The 15,149-nt window shown below is 52.5% G+C and carries 15 protein-coding genes; 8 read left to right on the top strand and 7 right to left on the bottom strand.

Going from position 1 to position 15,149, the window contains the following annotated elements; translation table 11 throughout:
• Positions 1 to 61: 61 nt before the first annotated feature.
• The 4 genes from OGV67_RS21190 to nei are packed head-to-tail and all read left to right on the top strand — an operon-like array spanning position 62 to position 3,239.
• Positions 62 to 787 carry a DUF969 domain-containing protein gene (locus tag OGV67_RS21190; RefSeq protein WP_012133295.1) on the top strand — a complete coding sequence of 242 codons (726 nt, stop codon included), beginning with the start codon at positions 62 to 64 and terminating at the stop codon, positions 785 to 787.
• Positions 784 to 1,779, top strand: a complete 996-nt coding sequence (locus OGV67_RS21185) for a DUF979 domain-containing protein (RefSeq protein WP_112002177.1) — start codon at positions 784 to 786, stop codon at positions 1,777 to 1,779. Before OGV67_RS21190 ends, OGV67_RS21185 begins: the two co-directional genes overlap by 4 nt.
• A gap of 9 nt (positions 1,780 to 1,788) precedes the next feature.
• Positions 1,789 to 2,433, top strand: a complete 645-nt coding sequence (gene pcp / locus OGV67_RS21180; protein WP_012133293.1) for a pyroglutamyl-peptidase I — start codon at positions 1,789 to 1,791, stop codon at positions 2,431 to 2,433.
• A gap of 14 nt (positions 2,434 to 2,447) precedes the next feature.
• Positions 2,448 to 3,239, top strand: a complete 792-nt coding sequence (gene nei / locus OGV67_RS21175; RefSeq protein ID WP_071259717.1) for an endonuclease VIII — start codon at positions 2,448 to 2,450, stop codon at positions 3,237 to 3,239.
• Between the two features lie 70 nt (positions 3,240 to 3,309).
• Here nei and OGV67_RS21170 read toward each other — a convergent pair whose 3' ends face one another.
• Positions 3,310 to 4,158 (bottom strand): AraC family transcriptional regulator, encoded by an 849-nt coding sequence (locus OGV67_RS21170; RefSeq protein WP_058668776.1) that lies wholly within the window; start codon positions 4,156 to 4,158, stop codon positions 3,310 to 3,312.
• Positions 4,159 to 4,351: 193 nt separating this feature from the next.
• On the opposite strand from OGV67_RS21170, the gene OGV67_RS21165 reads away from it, so the two are divergent.
• From OGV67_RS21165 to OGV67_RS21150, 4 genes are all read left to right on the top strand, one after another.
• The gene (locus tag OGV67_RS21165) at positions 4,352 to 6,133 is read left to right on the top strand and encodes a DUF2264 domain-containing protein (protein ID WP_286466040.1); all 1,782 of its coding nucleotides are present in this window, start codon (positions 4,352 to 4,354) and stop codon (positions 6,131 to 6,133) included.
• Positions 6,134 to 6,156: 23 nt separating this feature from the next.
• The gene (locus OGV67_RS21160; protein WP_115614959.1) at positions 6,157 to 7,422 is read left to right on the top strand and encodes an oligosaccharide MFS transporter; all 1,266 of its coding nucleotides are present in this window, start codon (positions 6,157 to 6,159) and stop codon (positions 7,420 to 7,422) included.
• Positions 7,423 to 7,443: 21 nt separating this feature from the next.
• Positions 7,444 to 8,634 (top strand): glycoside hydrolase family 88 protein, encoded by a 1,191-nt coding sequence (locus tag OGV67_RS21155; protein ID WP_115614958.1) that lies wholly within the window; start codon positions 7,444 to 7,446, stop codon positions 8,632 to 8,634.
• Positions 8,635 to 8,715: 81 nt separating this feature from the next.
• Positions 8,716 to 9,507, top strand: coding sequence for an oligogalacturonate-specific porin KdgM family protein (locus OGV67_RS21150; protein ID WP_115614957.1), 792 nt, complete (start codon positions 8,716 to 8,718; stop codon positions 9,505 to 9,507).
• Positions 9,508 to 9,513: 6 nt separating this feature from the next.
• Here OGV67_RS21150 and OGV67_RS21145 read toward each other — a convergent pair whose 3' ends face one another.
• The 6 genes from OGV67_RS21145 to OGV67_RS21120 form a co-directional block, all read right to left on the bottom strand.
• On the bottom strand, positions 9,514 to 10,563 hold the full coding sequence (locus OGV67_RS21145) for an AbrB family transcriptional regulator (RefSeq protein ID WP_115614956.1): 1,050 nt from the start codon (positions 10,561 to 10,563) through the stop codon (positions 9,514 to 9,516).
• Positions 10,564 to 10,767: 204 nt separating this feature from the next.
• A complete protein-coding gene (locus tag OGV67_RS21140; RefSeq protein WP_049011595.1) occupies positions 10,768 to 11,172 on the bottom strand; it encodes a DUF2251 domain-containing protein in 405 nt (134 codons plus the stop codon).
• A complete protein-coding gene (locus OGV67_RS21135; protein ID WP_104868913.1) occupies positions 11,169 to 11,480 on the bottom strand; it encodes a bacteriocin immunity protein in 312 nt (103 codons plus the stop codon). The genes OGV67_RS21140 and OGV67_RS21135 overlap by 4 nt, the downstream gene beginning before the upstream one ends.
• Positions 11,481 to 11,523: 43 nt before the next feature.
• Complete coding sequence (locus OGV67_RS21130) at positions 11,524 to 11,802, bottom strand: bacteriocin immunity protein (RefSeq protein WP_049011593.1); 279 nt, start codon at positions 11,800 to 11,802, stop codon at positions 11,524 to 11,526.
• Positions 11,803 to 11,813: 11 nt separating this feature from the next.
• Positions 11,814 to 13,550 (bottom strand): type VI secretion system tube protein TssD, encoded by a 1,737-nt coding sequence (tssD, locus tag OGV67_RS21125; protein ID WP_115614955.1) that lies wholly within the window; start codon positions 13,548 to 13,550, stop codon positions 11,814 to 11,816.
• A 230-nt stretch (positions 13,551 to 13,780) separates the two neighbouring features.
• Positions 13,781 to 15,064 carry a citrate synthase gene (locus OGV67_RS21120; RefSeq protein WP_012133280.1) on the bottom strand — a complete coding sequence of 428 codons (1,284 nt, stop codon included), beginning with the start codon at positions 15,062 to 15,064 and terminating at the stop codon, positions 13,781 to 13,783.
• Positions 15,065 to 15,149 lie beyond the last annotated feature (85 nt).

Below are 15,149 nucleotides of genomic sequence, written 5' to 3'. Positions count from 1 at the left end.
CAGTGCCCGAAGAGGCGCTGTGCAAATAAAAACAACGCAACACGACTGACAGGAACGGATCATGGGAGACGCAATTTCTCTCTGGCCACTGATGGGTATCGCCGTCATTGTGGCTGGATTTCTTTTACGCTTTAACCCGGTATTAGTGGTCATTATTGCCGGGATCGTTACGGGACTGGCGGCGCAGATGCCGATCGCCACGATCCTCGAAAAACTGGGTGAAGGGTTCCTCAATACCCGTAACCTGCCCTTTATTCTGCTGATTCCGCTGGCGGTTATCGGTCTGCTGGAACGTCACGGGCTCAAAGAGCGCGCGCAGGCGTGGATCGCGAAAATCCGCAGCGCCACGGCAGGACGTCTGCTGATTGTCTATCTGTTTGTCCGCGAAGCGACGGCAGCGCTGGGGCTGACCAGTCTCGGCGGCCATCCGCAAATGGTGCGTCCGTTGCTGGCGCCGATGGCGGAAGGGGCGGCAGAGAAAATACACGGGGAACTGCCAGGCACGGTTCGCTACCGGCTGCGGGCAATGTCAGCAGCCACCGATAACGTCGGGCTGTTTTTTGGCGAAGACATTTTCGTGGCTTTTGGCGCCATCATCTTTATGCACAACTTCATGCTGGAGTCCGGCGGGATTCAGACCGAGCCGCTGCATATTGCGCTGTGGGGGATCCCGACGGCGATCTGCGCTTTTCTGATTCACGGCGCGCGCCTGTGGCGTCTGGACAATTATCTGCAACGTGAAGTGGCGAAAGTCAGCGCGGCGATGAGCAAAGGAGAGGCGAAATGAATTTTCAACAAAGCTATCTCTATTGGCTGGCCGGTGTGGTGCTGTTGATTGTCGCCGTCATGTCGTGGCAGGACAAAGCCAACCCGCGTCGCCTGACGACGGGGTTATTCTGGGGCGTTTATGGCGTACTGTTCCTGCTCGGCGACTGGACTTATCAGCTGGTGGGCGACAAACGCATGGTTAACATCGCCGTCGGTGGGGCGGTGGTGGTGATGGCGCTGATTGCCGGTTTCGGCGGCGTGAAGCTCGGAAGCTATCACCAGCGAACTCGCGAACAGCGTGAGGAAAGCGCCAGTCGTCTGGGCAACCGCTTGTTTTATCCGGCGCTGGCGATCCCGGTGGTCACGGTGATCGGCGTGCTTATGTTCAACCATGTTCCCGGATTGCAGGAGACGCTGTTCGGGCCGGGCAATCACGCCACGCTGGTGACGCTGTTTTCCATGACTGCGGGGTCATTGATTGGTCTGGGGATGGCGATAAAGATGACGCATGAGAAGGTGCACCAGCCGATTCAGGAAGCGCGTCGTCTGCTGGATTCCATCGGTTGGGCGTTCATTTTACCGCAGATCCTCGCCACGTTAGGGCTGTTATTTACCGCGGCAGGCGTCGGCAGTGGAATTTCGTATCTCACCCAGGAATATCTTGCCGTCGATAGCCGTTTTATCGCCGTGGCGGTCTACACCATCGGTATGGCGCTACTGACGATGGTGATGGGGAACGCCTTTGCCGCATTCCCGATTGTGACGGCGGGGATTGGGATTCCAATCCTGGTGCTGCAACATGGCGGGAACCCGGCGGTGATGGCGGCAATCGGCATGTTCTCCGGCTACTGCGGAACGCTGATGACGCCGATGGCGGCAAACTTTAATATCGTGCCTGCGGCGCTGCTGGAACTGCCGGATAAAAATGCGGTGATCAAAGCGCAGGTGCCGACCGGTATTGTGCTGCTGTTGGTTAACGTGTTTCTGATGTATTTCCTGATGTTTCTGTAAGGAGGAAGGATGAAGACGGTATTAATCACCGGGTTTGAACCCTTCGGCGGCGAGCAGGTTAACCCTTCCTGGGAAGTGGTCTCGCGTCTCGACAATGCTATCATCGCAGGGTGTCGCGTGGTGGCCCGCCAGCTCCCTTGCGTCTTTGGCGACTCTCTCACCGTGCTGAATGCGGCGATTGACGCGTTATCCCCGGTGCTGGTGCTGGCGATAGGGCAGGCCGGAGGGCGTACGGATATTACCGTGGAGCGCGTGGCGATTAATATTGACGATGCGCGTATCCCCGATAATCGCGGCAGGCAGCCAGTTGATGAGCCCATCGTGGCGGAAGGCCCGGCAGCCTGGTTTAGCACGCTGCCGATCAAAGCGATGGTCTCGGCGATGCGCGAAGCGGGGATTCCGGCATCGGTCTCTCAGACCGCAGGCACTTTTGTCTGCAACCACGTAATGTATGGACTGTTGCATAAATTGCGCGATATTCAGGACGTGAAGGGTGGATTTATCCATATTCCTTATCTGCCGGAACAGGCGGCGGCACATCCTGGTGCGCCCAGCATGGCGGCGGAAACGGTGCGTCAGGCGTTGGAAATCGCCATTGTCACAGCGCTTCATGTGGAAACTGACATTGCAGTAACAGGCGGAGCAACTCACTAACAAAGGACAGAACTATGCCTGAAGGCCCGGAGATCCGTCGTGCGGCGGATAACCTGGAGGCGGCGATAAAAGGCAAACCGTTGACGGACGTCTGGTTTGCCTTTTCGCAGTTAAAACCGTATGAATCGCCGCTGATTGGGCAGACGGTCACCCATATCGAAACACGGGGGAAAGCGTTGCTGACCCACTTTTCGCAGGGGCTGACGCTCTACAGCCATAACCAGTTGTATGGCGTATGGCGAGTAGTGGAGACGGGGAACATCCCGGCAACCACCCGGGTATTACGCGTTAACCTGCAAACGGCGGATAAAACCATTCTGCTTTACAGCGCGTCCGACATTGAAATGTTGACGCCGGAACAGCTCGCCACCCACCCGTTTCTGCAACGCGTCGGGCCGGACGTGCTGGACCCGCGGCTGACGCCCGATGATGTAAAAGCGCGTCTGCTCTCTGCGCGTTTTCGTAATCGTCAGTTTTCCGGGCTGTTGCTGGATCAGGCGTTTCTCGCCGGGCTGGGTAACTATCTGCGTGTGGAAATTCTCTGGCAGGTAGGGCTGACGGGGCAGCATAAGGCGAAAGATCTCAGCGACCAACAGCTGGAGGCGTTATCTCATGCGCTGCTCGATATCCCGCGCCTTTCTTATACCACGCGCGGTCAGGCGGATGAGAACACGCATCACGGCGCGCTGTTTCGCTTTAAGGTGTTCCATCGGGACGGCGAAGCCTGCGAGCGCTGCGGCGGCATTATTGAGAAAACGACGCTCTCCTCGCGCCCGTTCTACTGGTGTCCACACTGCCAGACGTAATCCGTCAACGTGCCGGATGGCGGCGTAAACGCCTTATCCGACCTACAGGCCAGATCATCCAGCGCGGGAACTAGGCGGGGGAATACGTTTTGCGATATTGCAACGGCGTTTTACCCATATTCTTGCGAAAACAGGTAATAAACCAGGCGTACTCGGAGAAACCGACCTGTTCGGCAATCTCACGCACTGAGCTGTTGGTGTGCAGCAGCAATTCACATGCCTGACGGATACGGCGCATCATCAGATACTCCTGAATGGTGCCGCCCGTTTCCTCGTGAAAGCGGCGTGAGGCATGTCCGCGCGAGCAGCCCATCTCGCGGGCGATATCGTCCAGCGAGCAGCGCTGGTGAAAATGGGTTTCTATCCAACGGATAATGCTGACCGAAAAGGTATTGTATCCCGTCGCCTGCTCCTGATGCGGCAGCAGGCTGATAATCTGCATCACCAGAAATGCGCTGTCGCTGACGCTGAACGTTTTGCTTTTTACCAGCGTTTCAAAACGGCTCAGCAGCGTTTCAATCACCGGCTGTACGTCGCCGACATCAAATACCCGCGCCTTTTCTCCCCGACCACAGAGCTGACGCAGCAACATTTGCTGACGCGGAAAATCCCGCAGGTACTGCTCAATAATTGAGCCATTAAAATGCAGCGTTGTACGGTGATAAACATTACGATCGTCCTGCTCGACAAACACCTTATGCAGCTTTCCCGGCGGAAAAATAAAAATGCGCCCCGGTTTAACGGTGTACTGCTGGTGCTCCATTAGCGCGATGCCAACTCCCTGAGAAACTGACAGGATCTCCACACACTGATGCCAGTGGTAGTAGTTGGCAGGCATATTCTTCATGCGGTTAAAGTAAATCGACTTATCGTTGAGGTTGATATTCTCAAGATAACTGCTGTCTTCCATTCGCTGCATTTCTGCCCGCCCCTCCCGCAATGTGAATAAACTTAAACTTTTATCACTCTAATCGAATTTTTGTCGCTAAAAGAGGATGAATGTTGTTATTCATCACCGACGTTGTCCGAAAATACGACAATTATCACATTTGTCTGTCCGTCTGAATCCTTATTATGCGTCCAACATTTATCAAATGAAACGAGGTTTCATTATGCGAATAAGGCAAGAATATGTCGGACTGGCGCAACAATGGCTGGCGTCAGCCGTCCCCCATTTGAGGCGAGGAAACACGCGTCTGGACGCCGGAGAAACGTCCGCACACTATCCGGCGGATGTCGCCGGAATGGAAGGTTTCTCTCGTCTGCTGTGGCTGCTGGCGCCGTTACTGAGCGGTGGCGAAGCCGATGATTTTCGCGAGACGTTTATCGACGGTATTCGTCACGGCTGCGATCCCGAACATCCTGATTACTGGGGCTCCCTGACGGATAACGATCAGCGATGCGTCGAAATGGCGGCGTTTGGCCTGGCGCTGGCGTTACCGGGAACGGGGCTTTGGTCAGCGCTCTCCATCGACGAGCAAAACAATCTGGAGCGCTGGTTACGCCAGAGCGCCGACATTCAGATCCCCGATAACAACTGGCATTTCTTCCCGGTGCTGGTGCAGGTGGGGCTTAAGTGCGTCGGGCGGCATTACGACATGATGGTGATTGATAAGCATCTGAATGCCATTGAACCGTTCTGGCTTGGCAACGGCTGGTACGCCGATGGCGCCGGTAAGCCGCGCGACTACTACATCTCCAGCGGGTTTCACTTTTACAGCCTGCTGTACAGCCACTTTATGCAGGATGCTGATCCCGAACGTTGCCTGCGCTATCGTCAGCGCGCGCGTCAGTTCGCGAAAGATTATATCCATTACTTTACCGGTGACGGCAATGCGATCCCCTTTGGCCGTAGCCTGACTTATCGCTTCGTGCAGGTCGCATTCTGGAGCGCGGTGGCATATACCGGGCTGGATGTGTTTAGCGTACCGGTTATCAAAGGGCTGATCCTGCGGCAAATCGACTGGTGGCTGAGCCAACCGTTTATCGGCCCGGATGGTTTGTTCACGCTGGGGTACACATACCCGAATCTGGTGATGACCGAAGATTACAACAGCCCCGGTTCGCCGTACTGGGCATGTAAGGCATTGCTGATTCTGGCGCTGCCGCAAGAGAGTGCGTTCTGGCAGGCGGAACCCGCGCCATTGCCCGCGCTGGAGACGGTTCACCCGATAGCGGAAGCCGGGCAGTTTATTGTTCATGCGGAGGATAACCATCACGTCTGGATGCTGATGTCCGGGCAGTACGATCGCAATAACTTCGTCAATTTCGACGCCAAATACTGCAAGTTCGCCTATTCCAGCCACTTTGGTTTCACCCTTGAACGCGGCGTGTATGGTCTGAACCATGCCGCCTGTGATTCAACGCTGATGTTCAGCGAGCAGGACGGCTACTGGCGCGGGCGGCGCGAGTGCGATGCGGTGGAGATGACGCCAGCGTGGCTTCGAAGCGTCTGGCGCCCCTGGCCGGATGTCAGCGTCACCACCTGGCTTATCCCGCATGAGCAGGGGCATCTCCGGCTGCATCGCGTTGTAACCCCACGCACGCTCGACTGCGTGGAAGGCGGATTCGCACTGAATCGCCATCATCTGACGACGACCCGAATGGCAAAAAACGGGCTGACTCTCTGTACCACCTCCGGCGTGTGTCAGATCGAGGATTTGCTGGCTGAACGCCAGCCGCTGGTCGTCACCACCCCGCCGAACAGCAACATTCTGTATGCCTCTCCTGGAGAGATCCCCTGTCTCGGCACGACGCTCACGCCGGGCACTCACTGGCTGGCCTGTAGCGTTAACGCCACGATGTCTCCGACGCTGCCGCCGCCGGTGGTCATGGCATTCGATCGTGTCAATCAGGTGCTGACGCTGAACTCGAAAACGCTGGAAATAAAATAATTGACGCTGATGCGGAGAAAATAATGATGAACCCTGTTCAGTCGACACGTTCGGCTTACATTAAGCTGAGTCTGTTTGTATTTCTGTTTACCTTTACCTGGGCGGCCAGTTTTGGCCTGTATGCTATCTGGCTGGGGGATAAAGCCGGGCTGGATGGCGTGGAAATCGGCACGGTGTTTGCCGTTAACGGCGTTTTTGCGGTGATTATCAAACCCGTTTACGGCTACATCATGGACAAAATGGGCATGAAAAAACACCTGCTCTATTTTGTCTGTATTGTTTCGGCACTGATGGCGCCGTTTTACATCTGGTGCTATCTGCCGCTGCTGCAAACCCATTTTGTCAGCGGAATGATTGTCGGCGCGCTGTTTTTCAGCCTCGGCTGGTATGCGGGCGTGGCGGCGGAAGAGTCGTATGTTGACCGTTTCAGCCGTCTGTATGACATGGAGTTTGGCCGCATCCGCATGTGGGCGGCGCTGGGCTGGGCGACGGCGTCGTCGTTTTCCGGCTATCTCTACAATATCTCCCCCAAAATCAACTTTGTTATCAGTACCGTTTCCGCGCTGTGCATGTTCGCGGTGCTGCTGACGCTGAAGGTCGATCACTTTGGTCAGGAAGAAAACAACGTTCTGTCGAAAGAGAAGATTGTCATTGGCGATGTGTTCCAGCTGCTGCGCAATAAAAAGTTCTGGACCTTCTCCCTGTATATCGCGGGTGTGGCATGGATGATGTTTATTGCCGAGCAGCAATTCTCTCGCTATTTCGTCACCTTCTTCAGTACCAAAGAGGAAGGAAACGCCATGTTTGGCTATATGAGCACCGCGCAGTCCGCCGCCGAGTTCTTCGGCATGATGCTGGTGCCCGCCATCATTAACCGCATCGGCGCCAAGCAGGGGATGCTCCTGACAGGGCTGGTGATCAGCCTGCGTTTGATTATCTCCGGGTTAACCAACGATCCGCTGATTATCTGCCTGGTGAAACCGCTGTATGGAATTGAAATTGCGCTGATTTTGGTCTCGGTTTTCAAATATATCGCCGAACACTTCGACAAGCGCGTCAACGCCACGATGTATCTGCTGGGTTATCAGGCCATGATTTACGTCGGCTCTATCGTGGTGGCGCCGCCTGCCGGGTATGCCTACCAGAAGATCGGTTTTGAACACACCTATCTGATTATGGGCGTCATAGCGCTGATATTTACCGGGATCTCCGCCATCACGCTATCTCCCTGCTATCAGCATAAAAAAAACGCCGCCATCCCTGCCCACGGGCAAGAAGCCATTCATTAAAGTAAAGAAAACGAGAGAATTATGTCTGCAACTATCCGTAAAGAAACGATTGTCCCTGTTGCGCTACAGCGCGGCGAGCGCGCTGCTATCGCGCAGAAAATTCGTCATGCGTTGCCGGTGATTTTAAAGGCTGTTGATCGTAACAGCGCTTATTTCGGCCAGCGTTTTCCCGACGCGGCATGTAAAAACGGTATCTATCCGATTATCGATAATCAGGAGTGGACGACCAGTTTCTGGAACGGGCAACTGTGGCTGGCATGGGAGTGGACAGGGAATGCCGCATATCGCGCGTTAGCCGAGCAGCATGTTCGCTCCTTTGGCGAACGTATCGCAAAGCGCGACCACACTAACCACCACGACCTCGGGTTTCTGTACAGCCTTTCCTGCGTGGCTGCCAGCAAATTGACCGATAACCGGGAGGCAATATATATCGCCCAGCAGGCGGCAGAAGTGTTGATGGAGCGCTATCACGACAAGTGCGGCATTATTCAGGCGTGGGGCGAGCTGGATAACCCGGAACAGCAGGGGAGGATGATCATTGACTGCAATATGAATCTGCCGTTGTTGTATCAGGCCAGTGCGACAACGGGCGACCCGCGCTATGCACAGGCGGCGAAAAGCCATATTGAGCAGGCGCGACGCTATATTGTGCGCGAGGACGGCTCGACGTTTCACACGTACTATATGGATGTTCACACCGGTGAGCCACGTTTTGGCAATACCCATCAGGGGTTCTCCGACGATTCCTGCTGGTCGCGTGGGCAGGCATGGGGCGTGTATGGTTTTCTGCTGAACTACCTCTATACCGGGGATGAGAAACTGCTGGAATTGAGCCAGACGCTGGCAAACTATTTTATTAACCGTTTGCCGGAAGACCTGGTCTGTTACTGGGATCTGGCGCTGACCGATCCCAACAGCGAAAAAGACAGTTCTGCCAGCGCGATTCTCGCCTGCGCCTTGCTGGAGCTGGTAAAACAGCTTCCGGCGACTCATCCCGATCGCGAAAGTTATGAGGCGCTGGCATTGCGAATGATTGAGCGGATGCTCGACGGCTATCTCAATCTGGAGCACAAAGAAGGCGAAGGATTATTAAAACATTCTGTTTATTATTTTAAAGGTAACGTCGGCGTGAATGAATGCTGTGCCTGGGGTGATTATTTCCTGATGGAGGCCATTACCCGCGCAACGTCATGCTGGAATAGTTACTGGTAATATCCCACTCCTCCTGTTAAATAATAATGCTATTCAGTTAGCAGGGGGAGATTTTATCTCTGTTTCTGCAAGGAAAATATAATGAAAAGTAAGAATATGAATACAGCCCTATTAGCGGCTGCACTGGTCATGCCTTCCGCCAGCGTTTTTGCGGACAATAACAGTCATTCAACGACGGCGCCACAGGCAAAAGAAAAACCGTTTACGACGGTTTATTTTGCGCCACGCACACAATATCGTACGGCCAGCGAGCGTTTTTTACAACGACTGATGCTGACAGGCGTGGTGCAGGACCCGAACAGTATTTTCGCCCGAATGTACTGGAGTTTTGAGACGGACTCCGATCTCGGTAAAAATATGGAGCAGTGGAAGAGTAGTTACGAAGAAGCGGAGTTTAACAAGCCGTTCCCGCTGGGCGAGAGCGACTTCTGGCTTGAGCCTGGGGTTGTCTTCCATTGGGAGTCCGCCGGTTCGCGTATCGATCCTTACCTCGGCATTGGTTATCACTTTGACCCAACGCTGGGTGCCGTTTTACGCTATCGCTATAATCATCAAAATCACGACAGCCAGACGCTACAGGGCGACTGGGATGACTCTTCGGAACATCGCGTTGATATTTATCTGACCAAATATTTTACGCCAGATTTTTGGGTACAATATAATCCAACATATTACAGTAAAACGCATGGTGATAAATTTGAATATGCGAATGGTAAAAACCATACGCTGCAACATAATTTTGTTTTTAACTTCCATGCAACGCCGCGTTTTTATCCCTTCTTTGAATTAGGTTATCTGGATGAATATAAAGATGGCGATGACACCAAAAATGAATACCAGATCAGGGTTGGGTTTAAGTATAATTTAAATTAAACATTTTTATGCCTGCGGCTGTTTCGGCGCATAGGTTGAAATAAAACGAGCAACCGCAGGCCCGGTCAACAAAATGCTGAACAGCCGCAGGGTTTGCATCGCCATAATTAGCGCCATGTCGGCGTTGCTACCGGCGGCGATCACCGCCACGGTATCCAGCCCGCCGGGGCTGGTGGCAAGCCAGGCGGTGATAAAATCAATCTGCATGTAGTGGGCGAGTCCCCAGGCCATCGCCGCGCAAATCGCCATCAGGGCAAAGATGGAGGCCAGAATCTGCGGCAGCGGACGCAGCGCCATAAAGAAGACCTGCCTGTCGAACCCTAATCCGATGCGCCAGCCAATGGCCATATACGCAATCGCCAGCAGCCATTCCGGCAGTTCAATCACGATCATGCCGCCTGCATGAAGCCATGCGCCGACGATCATCGGTGCCAGCATCGTACCGGAAGGAATGCGCAATATGCGCCCGGTGAAACCTGCAACCGCAGCCAGCAGCAGCGTGCTCCACAGATTGCCGCTCAGCGGCGGGAACCACTCAATCTGCTGGCTGACCGCTTCTGCGCTGTCGCCGAGGATCAGCCGCGTGACCAGCACGGCGGCGCCTGCGACAAACAGTACCCGCAGGTACTGCATAAACGCCACCAGGCGGATATCCGCGCCGTAGTCCTGCGCCATCGCCACCATTGCCGCCGCGCCGCCGGGGGAGGAACCCCATGCGCCGGTATTGCCTGGCAGTGAGCTGTAGCGCACCAGCAGCCAGCCGACCACCGCGCTGGAGAGCAGCGTCACCAGCAGAATGGCTAACACCACCGGCCAGTTCACCGCCAGCGTGGTGAGAATCGAACCAGTAAGGTTTTGCGCAATCATGCAGCCGAGAATGGCCTGCGCTGCGAGAAAAGTGGAGCGGGGGAGTCGCAGCGTAATGCCTTTCAGACTGAATGCGATACCGGCAATCATCGGGCCGAGCAGCAGCGCCGCCGGAAGGTGGATGCAGAGAAAAGCCAGCGAAAGAAGGAGTGATAGCAGGAACAACAAACCCCACTGCAAAACCGGCATCCTGTGCTCCCTGGCGATATCCAATCAAGTGTATCGATACAGCATAGAGAAAAAGTACGCTGAAAAAAATATCAGGCGTCAATAAAAGCGGGCTAAACCAGAACTGAATAACAGGTGTCTGGTACTGTTTTATACTGACAGGAGGATACTTTAATTTTACCTCGACAGTATTGATATGCCTGACACCTGTGGGTTATTCACAAATCATCTGAAAAAATCATCAACGGTATCATTCCAGTTGTGACCTGAAACAGACCATTCCTGATTGATTGGGGGTGGGAAGCCACTTCGGCAGTATCCATTTTTAGATTCAAAATCAAATACACCATGCGGATAATTATTAATTAAAAGCACGCATTTCCTGCTGTCTTCTGACCAACCGATCTTCACATCAGACGGGATATGCCCGTCTGAAACGTCTTCTGTATTGTAGATATGTAGAGCATCTCTGATAGGATTACCATCAACAGACTCATCAAGGGCATAGAAATATCCCGTTTTTCCATCGTCTTCAAACACTGCTGCAAATGAACCTTCGGGGGCCAGACTCTCTATCACCTGCGCTTCACCCACAATGAGCTGAGCCTGAACCGTAACCAGTATTGTCATTTGAATTTCCTTAGGTTTGTATCTGAGTTTTTTCTGTGATTGAACGGGGGAAGTCCCTGGGATTTACGCCATCTTTTAATTTCTCCAATGATGCCTTGTGGACTGTCCTCCCTGTCATCCGGGGGATAAAAAATCAAACCATTGCCTTCAGGATGATCCACGATTTTATCGAAATGATCGACTAATGAGTCGATGTAAGATTCACGGTCCATTTCTCCCTGGTAGCGCGGGTTTGCGGAGAATTCATTTAGGAAGTCTAAGAATTCGGATTCAGTGTAGTCTTCGAGTTTTTGTTTAAAATGAATCATATGTTCACTTTTCTAATGTGTTGTTAAATACAGGGCCTCGTATTTACTCAGAGTCTTTGAATGATGGGCGTCCCTGAGATTTTCGCCATCTTTTAATTTCTTCAATGATGCCTTGTGGACTGTCCTCCCTGTCATCCGGGGGATAAAAAATCAAACCATTACCTTCAGGATGATCCACGATTTTATCGAAGTGTTTGACTAGCCTATTAGAGTGAGATTCAAATTCTCTTCCTTTCAGATTGCCAGGGTTTTCAAAAAATTCATTCAGGAATTCTATGAATTCGGATTCAGTGTAGTCTTCAAGACGTTGTTTTAGTTCCATGTGTATCCTCTCTACTTATTTGAGTGATTTTTAATGTGATTTTTTACAGTGTTAACGCGCATATTATCCATATCAAAGACTGCACCACCATTAATAATAAAATCAAGATGGTGAATTTCAAACCATGGTCTGCCTCCTACCTGTTCAGAAGGAATGCTAAATGGTGCGTTGCCACTAAGAATTCTGGTTTGATTCGATTTACTAAACTGTGACATCAGTTCAGGGCATTCCGACACCGCAAGCCAGAACTCTTTTCTGAAATGGTCAAAGTTGCGAAACGTTCTTCCTCGCAGCTTATCTGCGACCTGTGCAGGTATCGGCGCTCCCAGCCCTGAACTGGCGGCCTCAAGCCAACGACTATTTTCGGGTAAAATTTCGCCGTAACCGGTTGCCGTGCCGGGTTGTTTGCGCGGATCTTCACGAAGATAAACATATATCGGCTGAATGCCTGAATCGGCCGGAAAGACCAGAATATAATCGTTAAAATCGGCGACATCCGGCACCGGGAACGGTGGCGTGGTGTACTCATTTTTGCCATCCGGGATTGGTGTCACCAGAATGGTTGGCTGATCAAGCGGTGGAACATTGCTTCCGGTGTGATTAGGTAAATCACCAGTCACGGGGTTTTCCGGTGTCCAGGTAATTAACGGCCCGTCTATGTCGTGAGCAGGCGTAAATTCATAGCGATGATGTTCATCATTCCACACCATGTTCGCGACGCGGACGTTTTCATAAGGGGTACCTTCCCCTGTATGTACGCCATAGACCTGAGGTGCGCCGTGAGTGTCGGCACCCCAGAAAAAGCGTACCCGGGTGGTAGCGGTACTTCCGGCTAGCGCTTTCTGTCTGAGGGTCTCTTCGTACCAGTATTCATCACGCCCGGGAACGCGCGCGCTGCCTTCGCCAGCGGATGATATATACAGAGCGGAAGCCAGTGCTCCTACATAAGGTATCGCTCTTGTCGCACTGAGCGTACCGCTAAGCGGCCACTCCCCCCACACCTGCGCCAGTCCGCCCAGAGCCAGCGGTATGGCTGAGGCTTCTGTGGGCTGCGTATATCCGCAACAATCATCGACTGAAGATTGTGCAAAGATCGCCATCTGGCCGAAGTTTTCTGCCGGTTCTTCTGTGTTCCCGGCGTCCGTACATCCTTTCGCTTTCAGGCAGGATTTAGCATAGACCGGTGTGATTTTTGGGGGATGTTGGCTGGGGGGCGTGATTTTTATTGCCGCTGGTCTGGGGGGATTCACCGGTTGAGGGCGCTGCGGCATAAACAAGTGGTTATATTCAGCGGGAAATGCCAGGTAGTCAAATTCGGTATTGGCAATGAGGTGTTTGCAAAGAATATAATCATATGATACCGCAATCTCTTCGGTATCCAGCTCATTAAGGGCCACATGCGTTTGAATACTTCTTACAGAAGCATTTCTTAGTTGAATATAATAATAGCGTTCCCATCGGCCCGTTCTGTTTATTCGCCAGAAATCAATTTCAATGAACAGCTTTTCATTATTAGTGATTGCATTACAAAATAGCGGGGTGCTTTTATCGATTAATTTGCTGAATCTGAGTCCCTGAAGGTTAATACCTCTTCCTGTATTACTCAATGCGCTGAATAGCGAAAATACGAAGATCTCGTCTTCATGCCCTTTTTGCCAGCGATTACCTGTTGACGAATATGTTCCACATCCCGCCGAAATGTTTCCTTGTTCTTCACCTGTGATTCTCAGGTAAATAATATCGCCCATTCCATTTAGCCTTTACCTGCATCCAATTGCGCTGGATTAAATATCTAATGGTTTTAAAGGTCAAATAATGCATTAGCTATTGATGCTATGTGAAAGGAAATAGCTATTTTTTCGGCGGTAATATATTGGGAGTGACTGGAGTAATAAAGGTTATATTGGCAAGATGAATATTGTTGCCAGAGTTTCAGTAAATAATAAAGGCCACCGGTGTTACCCGATGGCCAGGATGATTAACGCTTAATATCAGACTTGAAATCGCGCTTTTCGTAGCCGGTGTACAGCTGACGCGGACGGGCGATTTTCATGCCTTCGCTGTGCATTTCGTTCCAGTGTGCAATCCAGCCCACGGTACGCGCCATCGCGAAGATCACGGTGAACATGGAGGACGGAATGCCCATCGCTTTCAGAATGATGCCGGAGTAGAAGTCTACGTTCGGGTAGAGTTTCTTCTCGATAAAGTACGGGTCGTTCAGCGCGATGTGTTCCAGCTCCATCGCGACTTCCAGCAGGTCATCTTTGGTGCCCAGCTCTTTCAGAACTTCGTGACAGGTTTCACGCATGACGGTAGCGCGCGGGTCATAGTTTTTGTAAACACGGTGACCGAAGCCCATCAGGCGGAAAGAATCATTCTTGTCTTTTGCCCGGCGAATAAATTCCGGGATGTGTTTAACAGAGCTGATTTCTACCAGCATTTTCAGCGCCGCTTCGTTCGCGCCGCCATGCGCCGGTCCCCACAGGGAGGCAATGCCCGCCGCGATGCAGGCGAACGGGTTCGCGCCGGAGGAGCCTGCGGTACGGACGGTTGACGTCGATGCGTTCTGTTCGTGATCGGCGTGAAGAATCAGAATCCTGTCCATTGCGCGTTCCAGCACTGGGTTAACTTCATAGTTTTCGCACGGTGTGGAGAACATCATGTTCAGGAAGTTGCCGGAATAGGAGAGGTCGTTGCGCGGGTAGACGAACGGTTGACCGATAGAATACTTGTAACACATTGCCGCCATTGTCGGCATTTTGGACAGCAGGCGGAACGCGGCGATTTCACGATGACGCGGATTATTCACATCCATCGAGTCGTGGTAGAACGCAGCCAGCGCGCCGGTGACGCCGCACATAACGGCCATCGGATGCGAGTCGCGGCGAAAACCGTGGAACAGACGGGTAATCTGCTCATGGATCATGGTATGGCGTGTGACGGTGGTTTTGAACTCGTCGTACTCTGCCTGGGTCGGTTTCTCGCCGTACAGCAGGATGTAACATACTTCCAGATAGTTAGACTCGGTAGCCAGTTGGTCAATCGGGAAGCCGCGATGTAACAGAATGCCTTCGTCGCCGTCGATGAAGGTGATTTTGGATTCGCAGGATGCGGTAGAGGTGAAACCTGGATCAAAAGTGAACATCCCCTTTGAGCCGAGACTACGAATATCAATAACGTCTTGACCGAGTGTGCCCTTTAGCACATCCAGTTCAATAGCAGAGTCACCATTTAGGGTGAGTTTTGCTTTTGTATCAGCCATTTACGGTCTCCTTAGCGCCTTATTGCTTAAGACTACTCAGTGAGATTTGCTTCGTTACATAAATCAACCGTTACCAGTTTGTTAT

This window comes from Citrobacter sp. CK188, assembly GCF_030333525.1.
In the GTDB taxonomy this organism is placed as follows: Bacteria; Pseudomonadota; Gammaproteobacteria; order Enterobacterales; family Enterobacteriaceae; genus Citrobacter_B; species Citrobacter_B koseri.
This window is presented reverse-complemented; position numbering and strand designations above follow the sequence as displayed.